This window comes from Pseudomonas sp. NPDC078416 (assembly GCF_050268485.1).
Taxonomy (GTDB): domain Bacteria; phylum Pseudomonadota; class Gammaproteobacteria; order Pseudomonadales; family Pseudomonadaceae; genus Aquipseudomonas.
Genome location: NZ_JBNNGV010000018.1, coordinates 12445 through 35642 on the forward strand (window position 1 = coordinate 12445; position 23198 = coordinate 35642).

Here is a 23198-nt window from a genome sequence, read left to right on the forward strand (position 1 = left end):
AATACCTCTCTAAAAATGCTTCAGGCGCTCCGGTCGAGCGGCCTGCACAGCACATCGGGCGGCCGTTGTAATGCCTTGTCCCGGATCTACAATTAATGCCCTTGCTGCGTTGGATTGTCGCAGCGTTGGGTGTTTACAAACAGCCGTGAACGTAAGTATATTCATTAGCATGCTATTTATCCAGCAGGAACCCCTTCCCGCACCTTTCCACTTTTCATGAGTTCAGGCTCCTGACCCGAGGATCTTCATGCAATTCAAGCCAGCTGTTACCGTACTGGTCACTGCCATCGCCCTTGCATCGCTGCTCAGCGGATGCAGCAAAAAGGAAGAAGCGGCCCCAGCACCACCGCCCCCTCAGGTCGGCGTCGTTACTCTCAAAACCCAGGCCTACACCCTGACGTCCGAGCTTCCCGGCCGAACCACTGCGTTCCGTATTGCCGAAGTGCGTCCGCAAGTGAACGGCATCATCCTCAAGCGCCTGTTCACTGAAGGTGCAGACGTCAAAGCCGGTCAGCAGCTGTACCAGATCGATCCGGCGATTTACCAGGCCACCCTGGACAGCGCCAAAGCAACCTACGAGTCCTCCAACTCGCTCGCTGGCCGCTACAAGCAGCTGATCAACGAGCAAGCGGTCAGCCGTCAGGAATACGACACGGCGGTGGGCTCGGCTCGGGAAGCGAAGGCGGCGGTGCAGACTGCAGAGATCAACCTGCGCTACACCAAGGTCTACGCGCCGATTTCCGGCCGCATCGGTCGTTCGCTGGTGACGGAAGGCGCGCTGGTCAGCAATGGTCAGGCCGACGCGATGGCCACCATTCAGCAGCTCGACCCGATCTACGTCGACGTGATCCAGTCTTCAGCCGAAATGCTCAAGCTGCGTCGCGACCTGGAAAGCGGCAGGCTGCAGAAAGCCGGCGACAACGCCGCCAAGGTCAAGCTGGTACTCGAAGACGGCAGTCTCTACCCGATCGAAGGCAAGCTTGAGTTCTCGGAAGTGTCGGTCGACCAGACCACCGGTTCCGTGACCCTGCGCGCCGTGTTCCAGAACCCGGACCACACGCTGCTGCCAGGCATGTTCGTGCACGCACGACTGCAATCGGGCGTGGCCGAGAACGCGATCCTGGTTCCACAGCAAGGCGTGACCCGCGACCTGAAGGGCACACCGACCGCACTGGTGGTCAACGCTGACAACAAGGTCGAGTCCCGCACCCTGGTTGCCAACCGCACCATCGGCAGCGACTGGCTGGTTGAGAAGGGCCTGAACGCAGGTGATCGCGTGATTACCGAAGGGCTGCAATACGTCAAGCCAGGTGCTGAAGTGAAAGTGGCCGAAGCCACCAACGTCAATGCAGCTAACCCGGCGCCTGCCCCGGCAACTGATAATGCCGCAGGCAGCAAAGGGGAGTAATTCATGTCGAAATTTTTTATCGACCGGCCAATTTTCGCGTGGGTAATTGCCCTCGTGATCATGCTGGTGGGGACGCTGTCGATCCTCAAGCTACCGATCAACCAATACCCGGCCATTGCGCCGCCGGCCATCGCGATCGCCGTGACCTACCCGGGCGCCAACGCGCAAACCGTGCAGGACACCGTGGTTCAGGTGATCGAGCAGCAGCTCAACGGCATCGACAACCTGCGTTATGTGTCGTCGGAAAGTAACTCCGACGGCAGCATGACCATCACCGCGACGTTCAACCAGGGTACCAACCCGGACATCGCTCAGGTTCAGGTGCAGAACAAGCTCAACCTGGCCACCCCGCTGCTGCCCCAAGAAGTGCAGCAACAGGGTATCCGCGTGACCAAGGCGGTGAAGAACTTCCTGATGGTCGTCGGCCTGGTCTCCGAAGACGGCAGCATGGGCAAGGAAGACTTGTCCAACTACATCGTGTCGAACATGCAGGACCCGATTTCCCGTACCTCCGGTGTGGGTGACTTTCAGGTCTTCGGTGCCCAGTACGCCATGCGTATCTGGCTCGACCCGGCCAAGCTGAACAACTTTCAGCTGACCCCGGTCGACGTCAAGACGGCCATCACTGCCCAGAACGTTCAGGTGTCTTCCGGACAGATCGGCGGTCTGCCTGCGCTCAAGGGTCAGCAGCTGAACGCCACGATCATCGGTAAAACCCGTCTGCAGACCGCCGAGCAGTTCGGCAACATCCTGCTGAAGGTCAATCAGGACGGTTCGCAGGTTCGCCTCAAAGACGTCGCCAAGGTCGGTCTGGGTGGCGAGAACTACAGCATCGACGCGCAGTTCAACGGCAAGGCGGCTTCCGGTCTGGCGATCAAGCTGGCGACCGGTGCCAACGCGCTGGACACTGCCAAGGCGATCCGCGCCACGATCTCGCAGCTGGAGCCGTTCTTCCCGCCTGGCATGAAAGTGGTTTACCCGTACGACACCACGCCAGTGGTTCAGGAATCGATTACCGGTGTGGTTCACACCCTGGGTGAAGCGATCATCCTGGTGTTCCTGGTGATGTATCTGTTCCTGCAGAACTTCCGCGCCACCATCATCACCACGATGACCGTGCCGGTGGTATTACTCGGTACGTTCGGGATCCTCGCCGCCGCCGGTTTCACCATCAACACGCTGACCATGTTCGGGGTCATTCTCGCCATCGGCTTGCTGGTGGACGATGCCATCGTTGTGGTGGAAAACGTCGAGCGGGTGATGGCGGAGGATAAACTTTCGCCGCGGGATGCCACCATCAAGTCCATGGAGCAGATCCAGGGCGCACTGGTCGGTATCGCACTCGTGTTGTGTGCGGTTCTGTTGCCAATGGCGTTCTTCGGCGGCTCCACGGGTGTGATCTACCGTCAGTTCTCGATCACCATCGTTTCGGCGATGGCGCTTTCGGTACTGGTCGCGCTGATCTTCACTCCGGCGCTGTGCTCCACCCTGCTCAAGCCGATCGATCACGAGAAGCACGGGCAGCCGAAACGTGGATTCTTTGGCTGGTTCAACCGCACCTTCGACCGCAGCGTCGTGAGCTACGAGCGCGGCGTCGGCAACATGCTCAAGCACAAGATTCCGGCCTTCATCGTTTATGCGCTGATCGTCTGCGGCACCATCTGGATGTTCACCCGCATTCCGAGCGCGTTCCTGCCGGAAGAAGACCAGGGTGTCATTTTCGCCCAGGTGCAGACGCCACCGGGCTCCTCGGCAGAACGTACGCAAACCGTCATCGACAACATGCGCAAGTACCTGCTTGAAGAAGAATCCGGCGCGGTCAACTCGGTGTTCACCGTTAACGGCTTCAACTTTGCCGGTCGCGGTCAGAGTTCCGGTCTGGCGTTCATCATGCTGAAACCGTGGGGCGATCGTGATGCCTCCAACAGCGTGTTCGAGCTGGCCAAACGGGCGCAGCAGCACTTCTTCGGTTTCCGCGATGCGATGACCTTTGCGGTCGTACCGCCTGCGGTACTGGAACTGGGTAACGCCACCGGTTTCGACGTGTACTTGCAGGATCAGGGTGGCGTGGGTCACGCCAAGCTGATGGAAGCGCGTAACCAACTGCTGGGCATGGCGGCACAGAGCAAGATTCTGGCGGGCGTGCGTCCAAACGGTCTGAACGATGAGCCGCAGTATCAACTGATCATCGATGATGAGCGTGCGCAGGCCCTGGGCCTGAGCCTGTCGGACATCAACACCACCCTGTCCATCGCCATGGGTGGCAACTACGTCAACGACTTCATCGACCGCGGTCGGGTCAAGAAGGTGTACGTGCAGGGCGATGCCAGTGCGCGGATGAAGCCGGAAGATTTGAAGAAGTGGTACGTGCGCAACACCGCCGGCGAGATGGTGCCGTTTGCCTCGTTCGCCACCGGCGAGTGGGTGTTCGGTTCGCCGAAGCTGTCCCGTTACAACGGTGTGCCGGCCGAGGAAGTGCTGGGTACTCCTGCGCCGGGTTACAGCACCGGTGAGGCGATGGCCGAGGTCGAGCAACTGGCGAAGAAGCTGCCGGCCGGCGTGGGTCTTTCGTGGACGGGTCTGTCCTATGAAGAGCGTCTGTCCGGTTCTCAGGCGCCGGCGCTGTACGCGCTGTCCATTCTGATCGTGTTCCTGTGTCTGGCCGCGTTGTACGAAAGCTGGTCGATTCCGATCGCAGTGTTGCTGGTCATCCCGCTTGGGGTTATCGGTGCGCTGATCGCAACGAGCCTGCGCGGTCTGTCCAACGACGTGTTCTTCCAGGTAGGTCTTTTGGTGACGGTGGGTCTGGCGGCGAAAAACGCCATTCTGATCGTCGAGTTCGCCAAGGAGCTGCACGAGCAGGGCAAGGACATCGTCGAGGCGACCATCGAAGCCTGCCGGATGCGTCTGCGGCCTATCGTGATGACGTCCATGGCGTTCATCCTCGGTGTGGTCCCGCTGGCGATTTCCTCGGGCGCCGGTGCCGGTAGCCAGCATTCGATCGGTACAGGCGTAATCGGCGGTATGATCACCGCGGTTATTCTGGCGATCTTCTGGGTACCGTTGTTCTTCGTTTCGATATCCTCGATGTTCAAAGGCAAACAGAAACACACTCCACACGATGAGGCTGGCCAATGAGCAAGTCCCTGATCTCGCTGGCGGTCACCGCGTTCATTCTCGGCGGCTGCTCGTTGATCCCCGATTACAAGCAGCCCGCCGCACCGGTGCCGGCTCAGTTTCCGCAAGGTCCGGCGTACTCGCCGGCTCAGGCGGCAAACCAGGCGGCGGCCGAGCAAGGCTGGCGTCAGTTTTTCCATGACCCGGCACTGCAGCAGCTGATTCAGACGTCGCTGCAGAACAACCGTGACCTGCGCGTCGCCGCACTGAACATCGACGCCTACCGCGCGCAGTACCGCATTCAACGTGCGGACCTGTTCCCGGCCGTGGCAGCCTCGGGCACCGGCACGCGTCAGCGCGTGCCGGGCGACCTGTCGCAAACGGGCGAGTCCGGTATCACCAGTCAGTATTCGGTGGGTCTGGGCATCAGTTCCTATGAGCTGGATCTGTTCGGCCGGGTGCGCAGCCTGAGTGAGCAGGCGCTGCAAACCTACTTCGCCGGTGAAGAAGGCCGTCGCAGCACGCAGATCAGTCTGGTGGCCAACGTGGCCAACGCCTACCTGACGTGGGAAGCGGACAAAGAGCTGTTGAAGCTGACCCAGGACACCCTGGGCGCCTTCGAAGAAAGCCTGCGTCTGACCTCTCGCAGCAGTGAAGTAGGGGTGGCCTCGGCGCTGGACCTGGCGCAATCGCGCACCTCCGTCGAGAGCGCCCGCGTCAAGCTGGCCCAGTACCAGCGGCTGGTCGCCCAGGACGAGAACAATCTGGTGCTGCTGTTGGGCACCAGTCTGCCGGCCAACCTGCCCGCTTCGCAGCCGTTGAGCGCTGACATGCTCAACGAAATGCCAGCGGGTCTGCCGTCGGAATTGCTTCAGCGTCGTCCGGACATTCTTCAGGCCGAATACAACCTGAAAGCGGCCAACGCCAATATCGGCGCTGCACGTGCCGCGTTCTTCCCGAGCATCAGCCTCACGGCCAGTGCCGGCACGGCGAGCGGCGATCTGAGCGGCCTCTTCAAAGGCGGTTCGGGTACGTGGCTGTTCGAGCCGACGATCAATCTGCCGATCTTCAACGCGGGCAGTCTGCGCGCCAGCCTCGACTACTCGAAGATCCAGAAAGACATCGGCGTCGCCAACTACGAGAAGGCGATTCAAACCGCGTTCCAGGAGGTCTCCGACGGTCTGGCCGCGCGCAAGACTTACAACGATCAGCTCAAAGCGCAGACCGATTTCGTCAACGCCAACCAGGACTACTACCGTCTGGCCGAGCGTCGCTATCGCATCGGGATCGACAGCAACCTGACCTTCCTCGACGCCCAGCGTCAGTTGTTCACCGCGCAACAGTCGTTGATCACCGATCGCCTGTCGCAGCTCAACAGCGAGGTCAATCTGTACCGCGCCCTGGGCGGCGGCTGGTACGAACAGACCCCGACCGGCGAGCGTCAGCCGACCGCGGGTGATGTGCCCTCTACCCGTTTGTTCTGATCCAGCACCCATGAAAAAACCCACCGATTGGTGGGTTTTTTTTGCCTGTTTTCAGGCTGTTTCAAGCAATGGCCACAGCGGTTACGCCAACAAAAACTCCGTCACACGCAGGGCAAAGACTTCGCCCAGCTCAACGCTGCACAGGTGCGCAGCGTAGTAGTCGGAGAGTTCGCTGCCGTGGATGTGGTTCTGCAAAAAGTGCCCGTCCGCGACCGTGGTCACGACGTCGTGGCTGCCGCAGATGATCAGCGTGGGCACGGTGATCGAACTGACTTCGTTGCGCAGATCGGCATCCCGGACAGCCGCGCAGCAGGCGGCGTAACCCAAGGGAGAAGTTACTGCCAGCACGTCGGTGACGGGCGTGACCTTGTCGGGATGCTGGCTGGCAAAGCCCGGGGTAAACCAGCGACCTATGGCGCCAACGGCCATCTCTTTCATTGCCCGTTCGGCGCCTTTCTCCACCTGCGCGATGCGCGGCGCCCAGGTTTCCGTGTCGCCGATCTTCGCGGCGGTGTTGCACAGAATCAGCTTGTGCAGCCGGTCGTTGGCATGGATGCCCAGCCACTGACCGATCAGGCCGCCCATGGACAATCCGCAGAAATGCGCGCGATGAATTTTCAACGCATCGAGCAGGGCCAGCACGTCTCGCCCCAGTTGCGAGAGGGTGTAAGGCCCTTGAGTGACAAGGGACTTCCCGTGGCCACGCGTGTCGTAACGCAACACGCGGAATGACTTGCTCAGCGCCGGGATCTGCGCGTCCCACATGTGCAGGTCGGTGCCCAGCGAGTTGGACAGCACCAGCACCGGGGCATCTACCGGGCCATCAATCTGATAATGCAGCTCACCGTCTTCGAGTTGTACGAACGCCATGGCAGTCGCTCCGTTAAACACGTGGAATAAGTGTGATGAACAGGGGTAGCACGCGCCCTGCAAGGACGCGCGCCTCAAGATCCGGGATCAGTGATCTTCGTGCAGGTAAGCCGGCTTCTTCGGCAGTCGCAGGCTGAACAGGAAAGCAACCGCCATCATCACGGTGACGTACCAGTAGAAGGTGTTTTCCATGCCCATGTTCTTGAGGCCCAAGGCCACGTATTCAGCCGAGCCGCCGAAAATCGCGTTGGCCACGGCATAGGCCAGGCCGACGCCCAATGCACGGACCTGCACCGGGAACATCTCGGCTTTCACCAGCCCGCTGATGGAGGTGTAGAAACTGACGATGGCCAGCGCCAGTGTGATCAGCACGAAGGCCATGACCGGGTTGGTGGTAGTTTTCAGCGTCAGCAGCAGCGGCACGGTGCAGAGCGTGCCCAGCCCGCCGAACCACAGCATTGAAGCCCGACGACCGATCTTGTCGGCGAGCATGCCGAACACCGGCTGCATGCACATGTACAGGAACAGCGCGCCGGTCATGATGTAGCTCGCGACCTTGGCATCCATGTGCACAGTGTTGACCAGGTATTTCTGCATGTACGTGGTGAACGTGTAGAAAATCAGCGAGCCACCGGCGGTATAGCCCAGCACGGTGATGAACGCCGCCTTGTGATCGCGGAACAACGCAGACATGCTGCCCGCATCCTTGTTCTGACGCACTTCAGCGGTGGTGGTCTCTTTCAGTGACCGACGCAGCACTAGCGAGATCACTGCCGCCACCGCACCGACCACGAACGGAATCCGCCAGCCGTAGGCTCTCAGCTCATCGGCGGTGAGAAACTGCTGCAGGATGACCACGGTCAACACGGCCAACAGCTGACCACCGATCAGGGTGACGTACTGAAACGAAGCGAAAAACCCGCGCTGCCCCCGCAACGCGACTTCGCTCATGTACGTGGCCGTGGTGCCATATTCACCGCCCACCGACAGGCCCTGGAACAGGCGCGCCATCAGCAGCAGAAACGGCGCCCAGGCACCGATCGATGCATACGTGGGCAGGCAGGCAATGACCAGCGAGCCCGCGCACATCATCAGCACGGAAATCATCATCGAGTTCTTGCGGCCGTGTTTGTCGGCCACGCGACCGAACAGCCAGCCGCCGATGGGACGCATCAAGAAGCCTGCGGCGAAGACGCCCGCTGTATTGAGCAACTGAACGGTCGGGTCATCGGAAGGAAAGAACGCAGGCGCGAAATAGATGGCGCAGAAGGCGTAGACGTAGAAGTCGAACCATTCGACGAGGTTGCCCGATGAGGCGCCGACGATGGCGAAGATCCGCTTGCGCCGCTCTTCTCCGGTGTAGTGAGTCGTTGTCATTATTATCTCCCCAGGTGTTAGTAAGGTCCGCCAGTCTAAGACATAACCTGCAACATTTAGACTTAAGCAGTAACGTTTCGACATCACAAGGACAACCACCCGAGTCAGCAAGTTGCCCTTTTCATGAAGGCAACCGATGACTCGGGTGGTTGATTTGCGAGGAGGTCGTTTAGCGCGCTATCGCAAGGGCCAGCCCCTGCCCCACGCCGACGCACATCGTGGCCAGCGCCTTGCTGCCGCCGGTTTTCTCCAATTGATGCAACGCGGTCAGCACCAGCCGCGCGCCGCTCATGCCCAGCGGATGCCCGAGGGAAATCGCCCCGCCGTTGGGATTGACCTTGGGTGAATCGTCAGCGATGCCCAGTTCACGCAACACCGCGAGGCCTTGGCTGGCGAACGCTTCGTTCAGCTCGATGACGTCGAAATCACTGACCGCCAGCCCCAGCCGTGCCACCAGCTTGCGCACCGCCGGGACCGGACCAATGCCCATGACGCGCGGCTCTACGCCGGCACTGGCCATGCCCAGCACGCGGGCGCGTGGGGTCAGACCGTGTTTCTTGACGGCTTCGGCGGACGCCAGAATCATCGCCGCCGCGCCGTCGTTCAGGCCTGCTGCGTTACCGGCTGTGACGGTTTTGCCAAGCCCGTTGACCGGCTTGAGCTTGGCGAGCGCCTCAAGGCTGGTGTCGGCGCGCGGGTGTTCGTCGGTGTCGACGACGGTCTCGCCTTTCTTGTGGGCGATGCGCACGGCCACGATTTCCTCGGCGAAGAAGCCCGAGGCCTGAGCCGCCGCCGTGCGCTGCTGGCTGCGCAGGGCAAACGCGTCCTGGTCCTCCCGAGAAATGGCGAAATCCTCAGCGACGTTGTCGCCGGTCTGCGGCATGGTCTCAACGCCGTACTGGTCTTTCATCTGCGGATTTACGAAACGCCAGCCCAAGGTGGTGTCTTCCAGCTTCTGGCTGCGGCCGAAAGCTGTGTCAGCCTTGCCCATCACAAAAGGCGCGCGGGACATTGACTCGACGCCACCAGCGATGGCCAGCTCCATTTCACCGCAGGCGATGGCGCGGAACGCAGAACCCACCGCGTCCAGGCCCGAGGCGCACAACCGATTGAGGGTCACGCCCGGGACGCTGGTCGGCAACCCGGCCAACAGCGCGGCCATACGGGCGACGTTGCGGTTGTCTTCACCGGCCTGATTGGCGCAGCCGAGGAACACTTCATCCAGCTCATCCCAGTTGACCGACGGGTTGCGCGCCATCAGGGCTTTGATGGGCAACGCTGCCAGATCATCCGCCCGAACGGTCGCCAGGGCGCCGCCAAAACGGCCGATAGGGGTGCGAATCGCATCGCAGATAAAAACATCACGCATCATGCTTCTCCCGGCGTCTGGCCGTGGGCGGCCGCGGTTCGCGCTTCAAGATCACGCAGCGCGTTCAGTTCGTACTCACTCGGCGCGTCGGAATTCGCAACGGTGTCGGCAAAACGCACGTTCCAACCGGTCGCGGCGATCACCTGCTCGCGGGTCACGCCCGGGTGCAGCGTGGTCACGACAAATTCATGGGTGCCCGCTTCCGGCTCCATGATGCACAGGTCAGTGATGATGCCGACCGGCCCTGCACCTGGCAGGCCAAGACGCTTGCGCGAATCGCCGCCTTCGCCATGGCCGACCGAGGTCAGGAAGTCCAGCTTATTGACGAACGTCCGCGGCGACTGTTTGAGGATGATCAGCACTTCTTTGGCGGAGCCTGCGATCTCCGGCGCGCCCCCCGCACCCGGTAGGCGCACTTTCGGGTCGTGATAATCGCCGACCACCGTGGTGTTGATGTTGCCAAACCGGTCGACCTGAGCCGCGCCGAGAAACCCGACATCGACCCGACCGCCCTGCAGCCAGTACCGGAAAATCTCGCTGGTGGACACCACGGTGTCAGCGGTTTCCGCCAGTTCGCCGTCACCGATGGACAGCGGCAGCACGTCAGGTTTAGCGCCAATTGGCCCTGATTCGTAAATCAGCACCACGTCAGGCGCAGATGTGAGGCGCGCCAAATTGGCCGCTTTGGAGGGCAGGCCAATGCCGACGAAGCACACGGCGCCATTTTTCAACCGGCGCGCGGCGGCGACGGTCATCATTTCGCTCGTGGAATAGTTCATTGGTTGGTCTCCGCCGCGTGGGTCAGCTTGTGCTTGAACTCACCGAAATCCCGGGTGCCATGGATGTATTCGTCGATCCAGGCGGTAAACGCCTCACGGTCACGGGCGATGGCGTCCCACGCCTGATAGAAACGGTTGTCGCGCTCGTAGTAGCCGTGGGCGTAGGAAGGATGCGCGCCGCCCGGCACGACGCAAACCGCACTGAGCGCCCAGGTTGGCAGGACACAGGCATTCATCGGAGCCTTGAGGTCATCGACAATTTCCTCGACTGTGACGATGCAGTTTTTGGCCGCCAACGCAGCCTCTTTCTGTACACCCAGGATGCCCCACAGCAACACGTTGCCTTTGCGGTCCGCCTTCTGCGCATGAATGACCGTAACGTCCGGCCGCACCGCCGGCACTGCGGCCAGCACTTCTCCGGTGAACGGACAGGTGACTGATTTGATCAGCGGGTTGACCTTCGGCAGGTCGGAACCGGCGTAAGCACGCAACACCGCGAAAGGCAGCCCCGATGCCCCCGCCACATAGGCGTTGGCGAGGTCGGCATGGCTGTGTTCTTCAATCTCCAGGGGCTGCGGCCATTGCCGTTCGACCGCATCGCGAAGCCGGTGCAACGAGCCAACGCCGGGATTGCCGCCCCACGAAAAAATCAGGCGTTTCGCACAGCCTGCGCCGATTAGCTGGTCATAGATCAAGTCGGGAGTCATGCGCACCAGCGTCAGATCTTTCTTCTTCTGACGAATGAGCTCGTGTCCGGCTGCTGTAGGAATCAAATGGGTGAAGCCTTCCAGTGCAACAGTGTCGCCATCGTTGACGAACTGCCTCACGGCCTCGTGGAGGGAAAGAATTGCAGCCATGGGGTGCTCCAGGTTCACACTCGGTTGCCAATCCTCGATAAAGGCGGCGTTGCACATGAGGTTATGCCTGGGGACGGGGCGGAACAATCCGATAACCGACTAAGTGTTCGATCACCGAACAGAGAGTAGTGATTGTGAACCGGCTGCGGTTAACCGGTACTTTGAGCCATCAGGTAAACAGCTGCGTGCTGAGGTCGCGACTGGCATCCAGCATGATCGGCAGAAACTTCTGCTCCAGCTCGTTACGCGTCACCCGACCCGCGCTGGTGCTGACATTCAGTGCCGCGAGCACCTGACCCGATGCGTCGTAGACCGGCACCGCAATGGAGCGTAACCCCTGCTCTAGTTCCTGATCGACGATGCACCAGCCCTGCTGCCGGACTTGCTGCAGACATTCGAGCAAGGCTTCGGGTGTGCGCAAGGTGCGGCTGGTTTTAGGTTGCAGGTCGACATGATCGAGGTATTCCTGCAATGACACATCGTCCAGCGCCGCCAGCAGGATTCTGCCCATGGACGTGCAGTACGCCGGCAAACGCCCGCCCACTGCCAGATCCACGGAGATCAAGCGCTGAGTCGTGGCGGAGCGGGCTATATAAAGAATGTCGTCGCCTTCCAGCGTGGCCATGTTGCAGGCCTCGTGCAGCTGATCACTCATGCGGTCCAGATACGGCTGCGACGAGACCGCCAGGGGGGTGGACGACAAATAGGCGTGGCCGAGGGTCAGCACTTTCGGCAGCAGCGAGTACGTGCGGCCGTCAGTGGTGGCGTAACCCAGCTTGATCAGTGTGTGCAGGCAACGACGAACCGCCGCCCTGGGTATTTCCGTACGGTGGCTGATCTGCGCGATGGTCAGGTGCCGCTTGCGCTCCTGAAACGCATGAATGACCGCCAACCCTCGCGCCAGGGAGGTCATGAAGTCCGGATCACCCGTGAGCGCCTGAATCCTTTTAGCAGGGGACGCAACAATCGGCGGCGCAAGTGACGTGAAAGAATTACGCAATTGATCGTTCATGCTGGCACCGTTCGTCGTGGCCGCGAAAGCCTTGTAGAACGCCACTCTCGCCTGTTTTTGAACCCACGGCAAGCCAGCTTTGGGCGATTATCGAACGAGTGGGCGATAATCGCAATTGACCGGCCGTACGGTTGCTTATACCTTTCACATGCCATATGAGGCTTCTTTGGATTACTGGTCAGGTACCCACTGAGAAGTCCCAGGCACGGCCTTGCTAACCCAAGGCCGTTTTTGTCTCTCGCCTCCGCATTTATCTGTAAGCGTATAAATACACATCGGCTATTCGCGCCTTCACGACCCGTGAATTTACGTCGCCAGAAAACTGCCTGTAGCGTTAAACATTTGACTCCCCAAGTTCCGTCATAAATCGGACAGTGCAACTTAGGAATCTTCGTACATAAAAAAGGTATAAATCCTCAGTTGCCCGACTGCGACAGTCTCGACAGTTGACTCGCCTGCGCATCTTCGCGATAGTGGCCGTCATTGAAGCCCAATAACGCTATCGCGCGGTTTAATCCTCTGCCTTATCTGGCATGGATCCAAACTCACGCAGGCATTGCTCGAATCGATCGCAATGCTCGGCGACGGCAGGCCAATACCTTGGTCATTTGCCATCCTGCAGGCAATCAATAAAGAATGTTGCTACGACAGATTTGTCATTCTGGTGCACGTAGCCGCCCTTGGTTGAAGTGTGAATCATCTTGCGCAGCGCCCCTGCCCGATGATTATTCCTGATCCGATACATTGCGATCATCAGGTCCGACACTTTCAGACTCGGCGTCATCACCGGGATTAAACTCGACCCGATCAGGTATTAACGTGACCAAAGATGAACTGCGCGCAGAATTAGAGCGCCAGGAACAACGTTACAAGGAAGTGTACGGCGGCGAAGTCACAACATACGCCGCCCAGCCCGAGCCAGAGCGCAAGCCGTGGCGCAAAAGGGCCAGCCTGCTCGACCAGGCTTTCAAGCAAGAGCTGCAAAAGATGGAAGAAGAACTCAAGGAAGAGCCGTGAGCCGTGCGCTTGCCTGTCGTTGACTCAATCAACCGACGGCAAGCGTTTCAACTGCTTTAAAAGCCAGGTTTTACAGACTCGTCTTCAGGTCAGGGATGCTTAGCACTCTCCTTCACGACAGGAAGTCAACGGGCTGGCGGGACAGAAATTTCGTTGCAGGCTGCTACCAATGACCAGCGCGCCTATCGCGCAGTTTTTTTTCTGTCATAATCCCGCCCCCTTAAGACCGGGTCAGAAAACCTTCCATGATCGATCTATTCAGCGGACTGGATGCTTGGGTGATTGTGAGCTTGTTGCTCGCCCTGGCGTTTGTCCTCACCTTCGAGTTCATCAACGGCTTTCATGACACCGCCAACGCGGTGGCGACAGTCATTTACACCAAGGCCATGCCGCCCCATCTGGCGGTATTTTTCTCGGGTGTGTTCAATTTTCTCGGGGTGCTCCTGGGTGGCGTCGGCGTGGCGTATGCCATCGTCCATCTGCTGCCGGTCGAGTTGTTGATCAACGTCAACACCGGTCATGGTCTGGCCATGGTGTTCTCGCTGCTGGCTGCGGCCATCACCTGGAACCTCGGCACCTGGTATTTCGGTATCCCGGCGTCCAGCTCCCACACGTTGATCGGTTCGATCCTGGGTGTAGGCCTGGCCAACGCGCTGATCAACAACATTCCGTTGGGCGAAGGCGTTAACTGGCAGAAAGCGATCGATATCGGCGCTTCGCTGGTCTTCTCGCCACTGGCCGGTTTCATCGTGGCAGCTCTGGTATTGCTGGGGCTCAAAGCCTGGCGCCCCCTGTCCAAGATGCACAAGACCCCGGAACAACGCCGCAAGCTCGACGACAAAAAGCATCCTCCTTTCTGGAATCGCCTGGTTCTGGTGATTTCGGCGATGGCGGTGAGCTTTGTGCACGGCTCCAACGATGGTCAGAAAGGCATCGGCCTGATCATGCTGGTGCTGATCGGTATCGTCCCGGCGCAGTTCGTGCTGGACCTGAGCACCACGACCTACCAGATCGAACGCACCCGCGACGCGACCCAGCACCTGAGCCAGTTTTACCAGCGCAACAACGCGACGCTCGGCGAGTACCTTGCACTGGGCAAATCGGCGGCGGGCGACTTGCCTGAGCGTTTTAGCTGCAACCCTGAACAGACCGAGCCGACCATCGATGCCCTGTTGAATAACCTCAAGGGCGTCAACGACTACCACAGCCTCGCACCGGAGCGTCGCATCGAAGTGCGTCGCTACTTGCTGTGCCTGGACGACACGGCACGCAAGGTCGGCAAGCTGCCAGCCCTGGATGCCCGTGAAAAGTCGGATCTGGAGAAGCTGCGCAAGGACCTGACTGCGACCACTGAGTACGCGCCGTTCTGGGTCATCTTCGCCGTTGCACTGGCGCTGGGTATCGGCACCATGGTCGGCTGGAAACGCGTCGTGCTGACCATCGGCGAGAAGATCGGGAAGCAAGGCATGACCTACGCTCAGGGCATGTCCGCACAGATCACCACCGCGAGCGCCATTGCGCTGGCAAACGTGTTCAGCCTGCCTGTTTCAACGACTCACATCCTGTCGTCCGGCGTGGCCGGGACCATGGTGGCGAATAAGAGCGGCCTGCAGGGCGGCACGGTTCGCAACATTCTGCTGGCGTGGGTGCTGACCCTGCCCGCCACGGTCGCGCTGTCGGCAGGGTTGTTTTGGTTGGCGTCCAAAGCGCTGGCCTGACCTGGCTGCACCGCCTGATCTGAAAAAGCCCATTCATTGAATGGGCTTTTTTGTGCGTGCCCTAGCGGCGTTTCTTGCTGCCGCCCAGCAACGAACCCATCAACCCCCGCACCAGTTCGCGGCCTATCTGGGTAGCGGCCTGGCGCATCGCACTCTTGACCGCCTGCCCCGCCAGTCCGCCCAGAAATCCACCGGCCATGTCGGCAAAGCCGCCTTCTGATTTCTCTTCAGCGGCCGGTGTTTGTGCGGAATCTACCGATGCGCCTTTGCGCGCCAGCAGCATTTCGTAAGCCGATTCGCGATCCACAGGTTTGTCATAGCGACCGGCCAGTGGCGACCGGGCGATCAGCGCGGCGCGTTCGGCCTGGGTCAACGGACCGATGCGCGATTGCGGCGGCGCGACCAATACGCGCTGGACGATTTCAGGCGTGCCCTTGTCCTGCAGGGTACCCACCAGCGCCTCACCGATACCCAACTCGGTCAGCACCGAGAGCGCGTCGAACTCGGGATTGGGACGAAAACCGTCCGCCACGGCCTTCAGCGATCGTTGCTCCTTGCTGGTGAACGCGCGCAGGCCATGCTGAATCCGCAAACCGAGCTGGGCCAGAATGCTGTCTGGCAGATCCCCCGGCGACTGGGTGACAAAATACACACCGACACCCTTCGAGCGAATCAGCCGCACCACTTGTTCCAGACGCTCCTGCAGCGCCTTCGGCGTATCGGCAAACAGCAAATGCGCTTCGTCGAAGAACAGCGCCAGCAAGGGTTTATCGGCATCGCCGCGCTCAGGCAATTGCTCGAACAACTCCGCCAGGAGCCACAGCAGGAAGGTGGCATAGACCTTAGGCGACTCGTGCACCAGCCGACTGGCATCAAGCAGATGAATGTGCCCGCGGCCGTCGCTGGCGGGCTGCAAAATGTCTTCCATTTGCAGCGCCGGCTCGCCGAACAAGGCCTCGGCGCCTTGCTGCTCAAGGACCGCCAGCCGACGTAATAGCGCCTGACTGGAACCTGTGGTCATCAGCGCGCTGTCGTCGCCTAGCACCTCGGGGTTGTCGCGCAGATGGTTGAGCAGCGCCTTGAGGTCCTTGATGTCCAGCAACAAGAGCCCTTCCCGATCCGCTACCTTGAACGCCGCATACAGCGCCGACTGCTGGCTGTCCGTCAATTCCAGCAAACTTCCCAGCAGCAGCGGCCCCATTTCTGACAGGGTCGTGCGCAACGGATGGCCGGTTTCACCCTGTACATCCCACAGCGTCACCGGATAGCCCTGAGGTGTATGGTGCAGCCAGGGCATGCCGGCGATGCGCTCGGCGATCTTGCCTTGAGGCTCGCCCGGGGCGCCGAGCCCGCAGAGATCACCCTTGATGTCCGCCGCGAACACCGCCACGCCCGCATCGCTGAACACCTCCGCCAGGCGCTGCAGCGTGACGGTTTTTCCGGTGCCGGTCGCGCCGGCCACCAGCCCGTGGCGGTTGGCCAGGCGCATCGCCTGCCCGATCGGCTGGCCCTTGAGGTCAGCGCCAATAAGAATCTGTCGTGAGTCAGGCATCCGTTCACCCAAGCGTCGCATTTGATATTCCCGAGAGTACTGCGGCAGCCGCCCGGATGGACCGGAACCGCTGATCAGGCCTCAGGCCACCTCTCTACTCTAGCGCAAGCGGCGCAATGCTCGTCCATGGTCATGGTCGTGGGCGTGGATGCGACGATCTGCAACCGAACATCTGTATCTGTGGATGGTCAACCAGAAGGACCGATCAATGGACGGAGGCATCCTGTGCATATCGCTGACATGACCATGTTCTACGCCCCTGCCAGCGGTGGCGTGCGCACGTATCTGGACGCCAAACACCATCGCCTCGCGCTTTACCCGGGCGTGCGACACAGCCTGCTGATTCCCGGTCCGCAAAGCAGTCATGAAGACGGCGTGTACCGGGTTCCGGCGCCGCCCGTGCCTTTTGGCAACGGCTATCGGTTTCCGCTGCGCGTCGGTCCCTGGCGAGAGGCCCTGCGAAGCCTGCGGCCGGACCTCATTGAAGTCGGCGATCCCTACCTGACGGCCTGGGCTGCACTGGATGCCCGACGTCAACTGGACGTGCCGGTCATTGGCTTCTACCACTCCGACCTGCCGCTGCTGGTGAGCAACCGCATCGGCACCTGGCTGGGCGCCAACGTCGAGAATTACGTCAGCAAGCTCTACGGCAACTTCGACCGGGTACTGGCGCCAAGCGCCGCGATGGCGTACAAGCTGATCCGCCTGGGTGTGAAGAATGTTCATGTACAGCCGTTGGGGGTCGATCTGCAGACGTTCCATCCCTCTCGGCGAGATTCTGGTCTCAAGGCCGAGCTGGGCCTGACAGAAGAAACACACCTGCTTATCTTCGCGGGCCGAGGCTCGAAAGAGAAAAACCTGACCGTTCTCCTCGACTGCATGAAGGCGCTCGGCGCGGGTTATCACCTGTTGCTGGTGGGTTCCCATATGCCAGCCGGCGTGCCCACAAACGTGACGGTTGTGGATAAATTCCGCCCTGCCTTAGAAGTCGCGCGTCTGCTGGCGAGCGCTGATGCGCTGGTGCATGCAGGGGATCAAGAGACCTTCGGTTTGGTGGTGATCGAAGCCATGGCCAGCGGGATTCCGGTGGTCGCCGTGGATGCCGGCGCGTTCCGCGAAATCATTCCTGCGGACTGCGGCCTGCTGTGCGAAGCCAATCATCCGCTGGCCATGGCGGCAGCCGTGCGTCAGCTGTTTGCAGAGAACGCGGCACGCCGGGGCGCAAACGCGCGGCGCCATGTCGAGGCGCACTACGCGTGGGACACCGTGGTCGCCGGCTTGCTCGGCCATTATCAAGCGGTGCTCGGCGCCCATCAGCCGGTCTATGCCCATGGCTGAGATTCCCGTAAACACGCAGCGCAGCCTGATGCTGGTGCTCCACGACGTGGCCCCGCAGACCTGGCCGGATTATCGCCCCTTCGTTGAGGCGGTCGACACGCTAGGCAACATTCCCATCACCTGGCTGGTGGTGCCCGATTTCCACAAGCACGACCCGATCGACGCCAACCCGGGCTTCCAGCGCTTGATGCATGACCGTCTTGCACGGGGCGATGAGCTGGCGCTGCACGGTTACTACCATTGCGACGACAGCCCTGCCCCGCGCACGCCGCAGGAATTTTTCATGCGGCGCATTTACACCTGGGAAGGCGAGTTCTACACCCTCGACGAGCAGCAGGCGATGCAGCGACTCGAAGCCGGCATGGAAGTGTTCCGGCGCAACGACTGGCCGCTTCACGGGTTCGTCGCCCCCGCCTGGCTGATGAGCGAAGGTACGCGCAATGCCCTGGGAAAATTGCCATTGGACTACACAAGTGATGCCCAACACTTGTATCGTCTGCCGGACTTTTCCGAGATCGATGCGCCCGGCATCGTCTGGAGCGCTCGCAGCGCCTGGCGCCGGGGGGTATCGAAAATCGTCAGCAACCACCGTGAGGCTCAATTGCACAACGCCGCAACTATTCGTCTGGGTCTGCACCCTGTAGACATGCGCCACGACTTTTCCCGTCGTTACTGGCTGCAAGCCCTTGAGCGCCTGCTGAACGACGGCCGTACGCCGACGAGCAAATTTGCCTGGTTACAGGGGCTGAATGCCGCCAGGTCTGCGGCGTGAGGCGACTTGGCTGGCTCGCAGCAGCACTGATACTCGCGCTGCTGATTCCGTTCTTCATGGGCGGCGCGGACATGTTTCATCGCCTGCGCAACTTCCCGGTGATGCTCCTGATCGGCATGTTCGTCATGGTGCTGGTGGGCTGGTGCATGAACACAATGCGCCTGCGCCTGTTGCTCGGCGACGCCGCCAGCGGGATCGGCATGCGCAAAAGTCTCGCTGTGGTGATGGCCACGGAGTTTGCCTACTGCGCCACGCCCGGGGGCAGCGGCGCTCCCTTGACGCTGGTCGCGCTGCTTTCGCGCAGCGGCATTGGTCCAGCGAAAAGCACCGCGGCCTTCGCCACTGACCAACTGATGGACCTGGTTTTTTTCCTGCTCGCACTGATCGGCATCCTGATTTACGCGGTGTTCCACCAGCTCAGCGAAAACCTCGAGTGGATGCTCATTGCCAGCGCCCTGCTGATCGGCGCCGGGCTATGCGCGTGCGCGGGTTTCGCGCGGTATCACCGACGCATCATTCTGTTCAACGGTCGGGTGCTCAAGCGCCTGAAACGCAAGAACACCACGCGTATTCGCTGGGCGCGCAAGCTGTTGCATTTTCGCGACGCGTTGGCTGAAACCTGGAAGATGCCCCACCGCATATTGCTGCAAGTGTTTGCGCTGACCTGCGTGCACTGGAGTCTGCGTTACAGCGTGCTGTACCTGGCGCTGCAAGGGTTGGGCGTGAATATCGACTGGGCGTGGACGTTTCTGGTGCAGATGCTGTCGCTGAGCGCCGGGCAGTTCAGTCTGTCGCCGGGCGGTGCCGGAGCGGCGGAATTGACGTCGGCGGCCTTGCTGGCGCCGATGGTGGGCAAGTCGACGGCAGCGGCGGCGATCCTTATCTGGCGGATCGTCACCTACTACTTTTACCTGGTCGCGGGAGGTCCGGTGTTCCTGTTAATGGTCGGGCGCCCCCTGTTGAACAAGTTACTGCGGATCAAGACCGTCTGATTCGTCTTGCTGTTCGGCAGACGTCAGTTCTTTCCATAACGCTTCAGCCCCTTCGAAGTCCGTGCCGTCTTCCGGCGACATTGCGTCGACGTCGTAACGGCTCAGGCATCCCTCGCCAAGGGTCGGAGGGGCTTTGGAGGTGGCTTTGTCGAGGGGGTTGGTCATGTTGATTCCGCCTGTCTTGCCGTAGAAGCCTGATGGTTCGGACACAATCGCGTTGCAGTGTGCCGCTGAACTTCAGCGGCACACCAAAGACGCTCAATCACTGGTTAATCAAAGACCACTGTCTTGTTGTCATGCACCAGCACGCGGTCTTCCAGATGCGCGCGCAGGCCGCGAGCAAGTACCATCTTTTCCACATCGCGACCGAAACGCACCATGTTCTCGATGCTGTCGCGATGGCTGACGCGCACTACGTCCTGCTCGATGATCGGACCGGCGTCCAGTTCTTCGGTGACATAGTGGCAAGTCGCGCCGATCAGTTTCACGCCGCGCAGCGACGCCTGGTGATACGGCTTGGCGCCGACAAATGAAGGCAGGAAGCTGTGGTGGATGTTGATGACTTGATGCGCGTATTCCCGGCACAGTTGCGGCGGCAGGATCTGCATGTAACGCGCCAGCACAACAACGTCGGCTTCATGGTGTTTGACCAGACGCGAGACTTCGGCGAACGCCGGCTCTTTGTCTTTCGGATCAACCGGCACGTGGTAATAAGGAATGTTGTGCCACTCGACCATGCTGCGCAGGTCCTGGTGGTTGGAAATCACGCAGGCGATTTCGCAGTCCAGTTCATCGCTGTGCCAGCGGTGCAACAGGTCGGCCAGGCAGTGGGACTCCCGGCTTGCCATGAGCACGACGCGCTTTTTCTGCGCGGAGTCGGTAATGCGCCAGTCCATCGAAAACTCTTCGGCGATGGGCGCAAAGGCTTCGCGGAAACCTTCGAGGTCGAAAGGCAGGGTATCGGCGCGCATTTCATGGCGCATGAAAAACCAGCCGCTGAGGTTGTCAGAGTGATGGCTCGCTTCGGTAATCCAGCCGTTGTACGACGCCAGAAAGTTACTGACCTTGGCAACGATACCGACACGGTCCGGGCAAGCAATCACCAGACGAAAAGTGCGCATGTGAAAAACTCCAGAACTTCGCAAAGGCCGCCATTCTAGCGATTACCTGAGGACTGTGCAGTACCCGTATGCCGCTCATTTCAGGCGGCAAAAAAGCGCACCCGGCGGGGATTAACGCGTAAGTGCCGGACCGGTTCATCGGCGACGGAAACACGACGCCAGATACATCACTAAAAACTCCAGGGTCATTGGCGTTCTTTAACGCAACATGTGAATGTAAATCGACGGTATGTCCGAGGCTATTTCAAAATGCTACGGATAAAACTTTTCTTAAATGTTTACTTGCGCAAACACTCTGATTATTATGCGCCCATCGCATCAAGCCCATCACAACATAGGTAATCCCCATGTCACTGATCAACGAATACCGCGCAACAGAAGAAGCCATCAAAGAACTGCAAGCCCGCCTGCAAAACCTGCAACAAGACGACAAACTGCAGAAAGAACTTGAGTTCGAAGGCAAACTGCGCACGTTGATGGGCGAATATCAGAAATCCCTGCGTGACATCATCGCGCTGCTGGACCCAGAGTCTAAAATGAAGGCGCCACGTGGCGCTGCTGTAAAGCCGGTCGGCACCAAGCGCGCTCGCAAGGTCAAGCAGTACAAGAACCCGCACAACGGTGAAATCATCGAAACCAAAGGCGGCAACCACAAGACGCTGAAAGAGTGGAAAGCCAAGTGGGGCGGCGACGAGGTTGAAGGCTGGGCAACTCTGCTGGGTTAATTCCCGGATTTAGAGTCAGCCGTCGCACTGAAACGTTCGACCCAAAAAACGCCAGCTACTGCTGGCGTTTTTTATTGCCTGCCATTAACCCTTCTTCGCTTAAAGCCCCAGACGCTGTTTCAACACAAGAGAGTAATCCTGCCATTGGGCAAGCACCTTGAGTTGCTCGGGCGTGGCCTTCAGTGAGAGCTCGACCAGCGCACGGCTGAATGCCTTGAGCGTAATGGGCGCGCCGGCCTGAGCGTCGCTCAGGCGCAACTGACAAAACGCCAACCAGCGTTGTTGCTCGGCAACACTCAGGGTTTCGGAAAAGTTGCGGGCGCGATAGCGGAATAACAACTCAGGCAGTCGGGGATCATCGAACGGCCAGACATCGGTCGCCAGCTGCTGCGGCTCGGCAATTCGCACCTGCTCGCAGAGTCGGCGGTCCCGATCATTGATGAAGCCATCGTATAACTGCTGTTCCGGATCCTCACTGGCAGCGAAGTTGTCGCTGGCGTACACGCTTTTCAACTTGTCCTGCCAGATCGTCTGGCCTTCATTCAATGCAGCGACGCGTGTCTTATAAACACCCATGTCCAGTTGCAGACGCTCACGGTCCTCTTCGCGGAGGACGCTCAATGGGGCAATGACCGGGCATTTATTAACATGCAGCAATTTGAGCGGAACGGGGAGCTGGCCTTCGAGCAGGTCTTCGCGACGGGTATATAGACGCTGACGCAAGGTCTCGCCGTCTTCGTCCAGCAACGGGCTGTGGTCATGGAACAGGTCGCAGACAATCAATGCATTCCGGTTGACCGGATGCCAGGCCAGCGGGAGTACAACGCTCACATAACTTCGCGCCGCCGAAAACCGACCCGATATATGCACAAGCGGCTGCATCAATCGAATCTGATCCTGCACCTTGTGCTTGAAGCGCAGTTCAAAAAGGTAATCGTAAAGTTTGGGTTGTTTATCGCGGACCAGACGCGCCAGCGCGATGGTTGCGCGGACATCGGAGAGCGCGTCGTGGGCATGGCCATGGTCGATTCCGTTTGCCGCCGTCAGCCGCTCGAGTTTCAGCGTGACCCGTCCCTCTTCTTGCGGCCAGACAATGCCCTCCGGACGCAACCCATAGGCCGTGCGCACCACGTCGATCAGATCCCAGCGGCTGTTACCGCCCTGCCACTCGCGGGCGTAGGGGTCGAAGAAGTTTCGGTAAAAACTGTAGCGGGTCATCTCGTCGTCGAAACGCAACGTGTTGTAACCCGCGCTGCAGGTACCGGGGCGAGACATCTCGGCGTGCAATCGCGTCATGAAATCCGCTTCACACAAGCCCTTTTCCGCGAGCCGGTCAGGCGTGATGCCTGTCACCAGACACGCCGCCGGATGGGGCAGGATGTCATCGCCGGGCTGGCAATAGAGATTGATCGGTTCGCCGATCTCGTTGAGCTGATCGTCCGTACGAATGCCCGCCACTTGCAGCGGCCGGTCGTTGCGTGGATTGATCCCGGTGGTTTCGTAGTCGTACCAGAAGATGCTGGAAGTCACGGGCTGATCCTGAACAAAAGACCGGGCGAGTTTAACAGATGCCCTTGCACGTCTGACGCCAGCGAAGACACCCCACGGCCCGGGATACTGCGACACAGTTTGTGCGAAAGTGGCGGCTGTCGATGGACAGCAAGTTGTAACAGGACCCTTCCCACACAGC

19 protein-coding genes are annotated in these 23198 nt (G+C 60.1%); 9 read left to right on the plus strand and 10 right to left on the minus strand.

The annotated features are described in order from the left end of the window. The first annotated feature begins 247 nt into the window (after positions 1–247). Genes ACQKEN_RS16285 through ACQKEN_RS16295 form a run of 3 tightly spaced genes read left to right on the plus strand, consistent with a single transcriptional unit; the run spans position 248 to position 6009 of the window. The gene (locus ACQKEN_RS16285; protein ID WP_427686992.1) at positions 248–1408 is read left to right on the plus strand and encodes an efflux RND transporter periplasmic adaptor subunit; all 1161 of its coding nucleotides are present in this window, start codon (positions 248–250) and stop codon (positions 1406–1408) included. A 3-nt stretch (positions 1409–1411) separates the two neighbouring features. Next, a complete protein-coding gene (locus ACQKEN_RS16290) occupies positions 1412–4546 on the plus strand; it encodes an efflux RND transporter permease subunit (protein ID WP_427686993.1) in 3135 nt (1044 codons plus the stop codon). Next, positions 4543–6009 (plus strand): AdeC/AdeK/OprM family multidrug efflux complex outer membrane factor, encoded by a 1467-nt coding sequence (locus ACQKEN_RS16295; protein ID WP_427686995.1) that lies wholly within the window; start codon positions 4543–4545, stop codon positions 6007–6009. The genes ACQKEN_RS16290 and ACQKEN_RS16295 overlap by 4 nt, the downstream gene beginning before the upstream one ends. A gap of 81 nt (positions 6010–6090) precedes the next feature. Here ACQKEN_RS16295 and pcaD read toward each other — a convergent pair whose 3' ends face one another. The 6 genes from pcaD to pcaR all read right to left on the minus strand — a co-directional run bounded on the left by pcaD (position 6091) and on the right by pcaR (position 12273). Beyond that, positions 6091–6879 (minus strand): 3-oxoadipate enol-lactonase, encoded by a 789-nt coding sequence (gene pcaD / locus ACQKEN_RS16300; protein ID WP_427686997.1) that lies wholly within the window; start codon positions 6877–6879, stop codon positions 6091–6093. Positions 6880–6966: 87 nt separating this feature from the next. Next, positions 6967–8256, minus strand: a complete 1290-nt coding sequence (locus tag ACQKEN_RS16305) for an MFS family transporter (RefSeq protein WP_427686999.1) — start codon at positions 8254–8256, stop codon at positions 6967–6969. Between the two features lie 169 nt (positions 8257–8425). Next, the gene (gene pcaF / locus ACQKEN_RS16310) at positions 8426–9628 is read right to left on the minus strand and encodes a 3-oxoadipyl-CoA thiolase (RefSeq protein ID WP_427687001.1); all 1203 of its coding nucleotides are present in this window, start codon (positions 9626–9628) and stop codon (positions 8426–8428) included. Beyond that, entirely contained in the window at positions 9625–10404 is a 780-nt protein-coding gene (locus ACQKEN_RS16315; protein WP_427687003.1) for a CoA-transferase subunit beta, read from the minus strand. The genes pcaF and ACQKEN_RS16315 overlap by 4 nt, the downstream gene beginning before the upstream one ends. Next, positions 10401–11261: a CoA transferase subunit A gene (locus ACQKEN_RS16320; protein ID WP_427687004.1), complete on the minus strand. Its 861-nt coding sequence runs from the start codon at positions 11259–11261 to the stop codon at positions 10401–10403. Before ACQKEN_RS16320 ends, ACQKEN_RS16315 begins: the two co-directional genes overlap by 4 nt. A gap of 169 nt (positions 11262–11430) precedes the next feature. After that, positions 11431–12273 carry a pca regulon transcriptional regulator PcaR gene (pcaR, locus tag ACQKEN_RS16325; RefSeq protein ID WP_065993181.1) on the minus strand — a complete coding sequence of 281 codons (843 nt, stop codon included), beginning with the start codon at positions 12271–12273 and terminating at the stop codon, positions 11431–11433. 819 nt (positions 12274–13092) lie between these two features. Here pcaR and ACQKEN_RS16330 point away from each other — a divergent pair. Then, positions 13093–13290, plus strand: coding sequence for a hypothetical protein (locus ACQKEN_RS16330; protein WP_037014498.1), 198 nt, complete (start codon positions 13093–13095; stop codon positions 13288–13290). Between the two features lie 245 nt (positions 13291–13535). Next, positions 13536–15008, plus strand: coding sequence for an inorganic phosphate transporter (locus ACQKEN_RS16335; protein ID WP_427687007.1), 1473 nt, complete (start codon positions 13536–13538; stop codon positions 15006–15008). Between the two features lie 61 nt (positions 15009–15069). Here the strand turns inward: ACQKEN_RS16335 and ACQKEN_RS16340 are convergent, their stop codons facing one another. After that, positions 15070–16560: a helicase HerA-like domain-containing protein gene (locus tag ACQKEN_RS16340; RefSeq protein ID WP_427687009.1), complete on the minus strand. Its 1491-nt coding sequence runs from the start codon at positions 16558–16560 to the stop codon at positions 15070–15072. A gap of 240 nt (positions 16561–16800) precedes the next feature. Here ACQKEN_RS16340 and ACQKEN_RS16345 point away from each other — a divergent pair, with 240 nt between their 5' ends. Genes ACQKEN_RS16345 through ACQKEN_RS16355 form a run of 3 tightly spaced genes read left to right on the plus strand, consistent with a single transcriptional unit; the run spans position 16801 to position 19662 of the window. Further along, on the plus strand, positions 16801–17898 hold the full coding sequence (locus tag ACQKEN_RS16345) for a glycosyltransferase family 4 protein (RefSeq protein ID WP_427687119.1): 1098 nt from the start codon (positions 16801–16803) through the stop codon (positions 17896–17898). Continuing rightward, positions 17891–18670, plus strand: a complete 780-nt coding sequence (locus ACQKEN_RS16350; protein ID WP_427687011.1) for a DUF2334 domain-containing protein — start codon at positions 17891–17893, stop codon at positions 18668–18670. The genes ACQKEN_RS16345 and ACQKEN_RS16350 overlap by 8 nt, the downstream gene beginning before the upstream one ends. After that, a complete protein-coding gene (locus ACQKEN_RS16355) occupies positions 18667–19662 on the plus strand; it encodes a flippase-like domain-containing protein (RefSeq protein WP_192171701.1) in 996 nt (331 codons plus the stop codon). Before ACQKEN_RS16350 ends, ACQKEN_RS16355 begins: the two co-directional genes overlap by 4 nt. Here the strand turns inward: ACQKEN_RS16355 and ACQKEN_RS16360 are convergent. Both ACQKEN_RS16360 and purU read right to left on the minus strand, forming a co-directional pair. After that, on the minus strand, positions 19639–19827 hold the full coding sequence (locus ACQKEN_RS16360; RefSeq protein ID WP_427687013.1) for a hypothetical protein: 189 nt from the start codon (positions 19825–19827) through the stop codon (positions 19639–19641). The two genes, ACQKEN_RS16355 and ACQKEN_RS16360, sit on opposite strands and share 24 nt — an antisense overlap. 104 nt (positions 19828–19931) lie before the next feature. Further along, positions 19932–20783 (minus strand): formyltetrahydrofolate deformylase, encoded by an 852-nt coding sequence (gene purU, locus ACQKEN_RS16365; protein ID WP_074884652.1) that lies wholly within the window; start codon positions 20781–20783, stop codon positions 19932–19934. A gap of 347 nt (positions 20784–21130) precedes the next feature. Here purU and mvaT point away from each other — a divergent pair, with 347 nt between their 5' ends. Next, on the plus strand, positions 21131–21508 hold the full coding sequence (mvaT, locus tag ACQKEN_RS16370; protein WP_065992265.1) for a histone-like nucleoid-structuring protein MvaT: 378 nt from the start codon (positions 21131–21133) through the stop codon (positions 21506–21508). Between the two features lie 99 nt (positions 21509–21607). On the opposite strand, the gene sbcB is transcribed toward mvaT, so the two are convergent. After that, complete coding sequence (sbcB, locus tag ACQKEN_RS16375; protein ID WP_427687015.1) at positions 21608–23038, minus strand: exodeoxyribonuclease I; 1431 nt, start codon at positions 23036–23038, stop codon at positions 21608–21610. Positions 23039–23198: the final 160 nt, after the last annotated feature.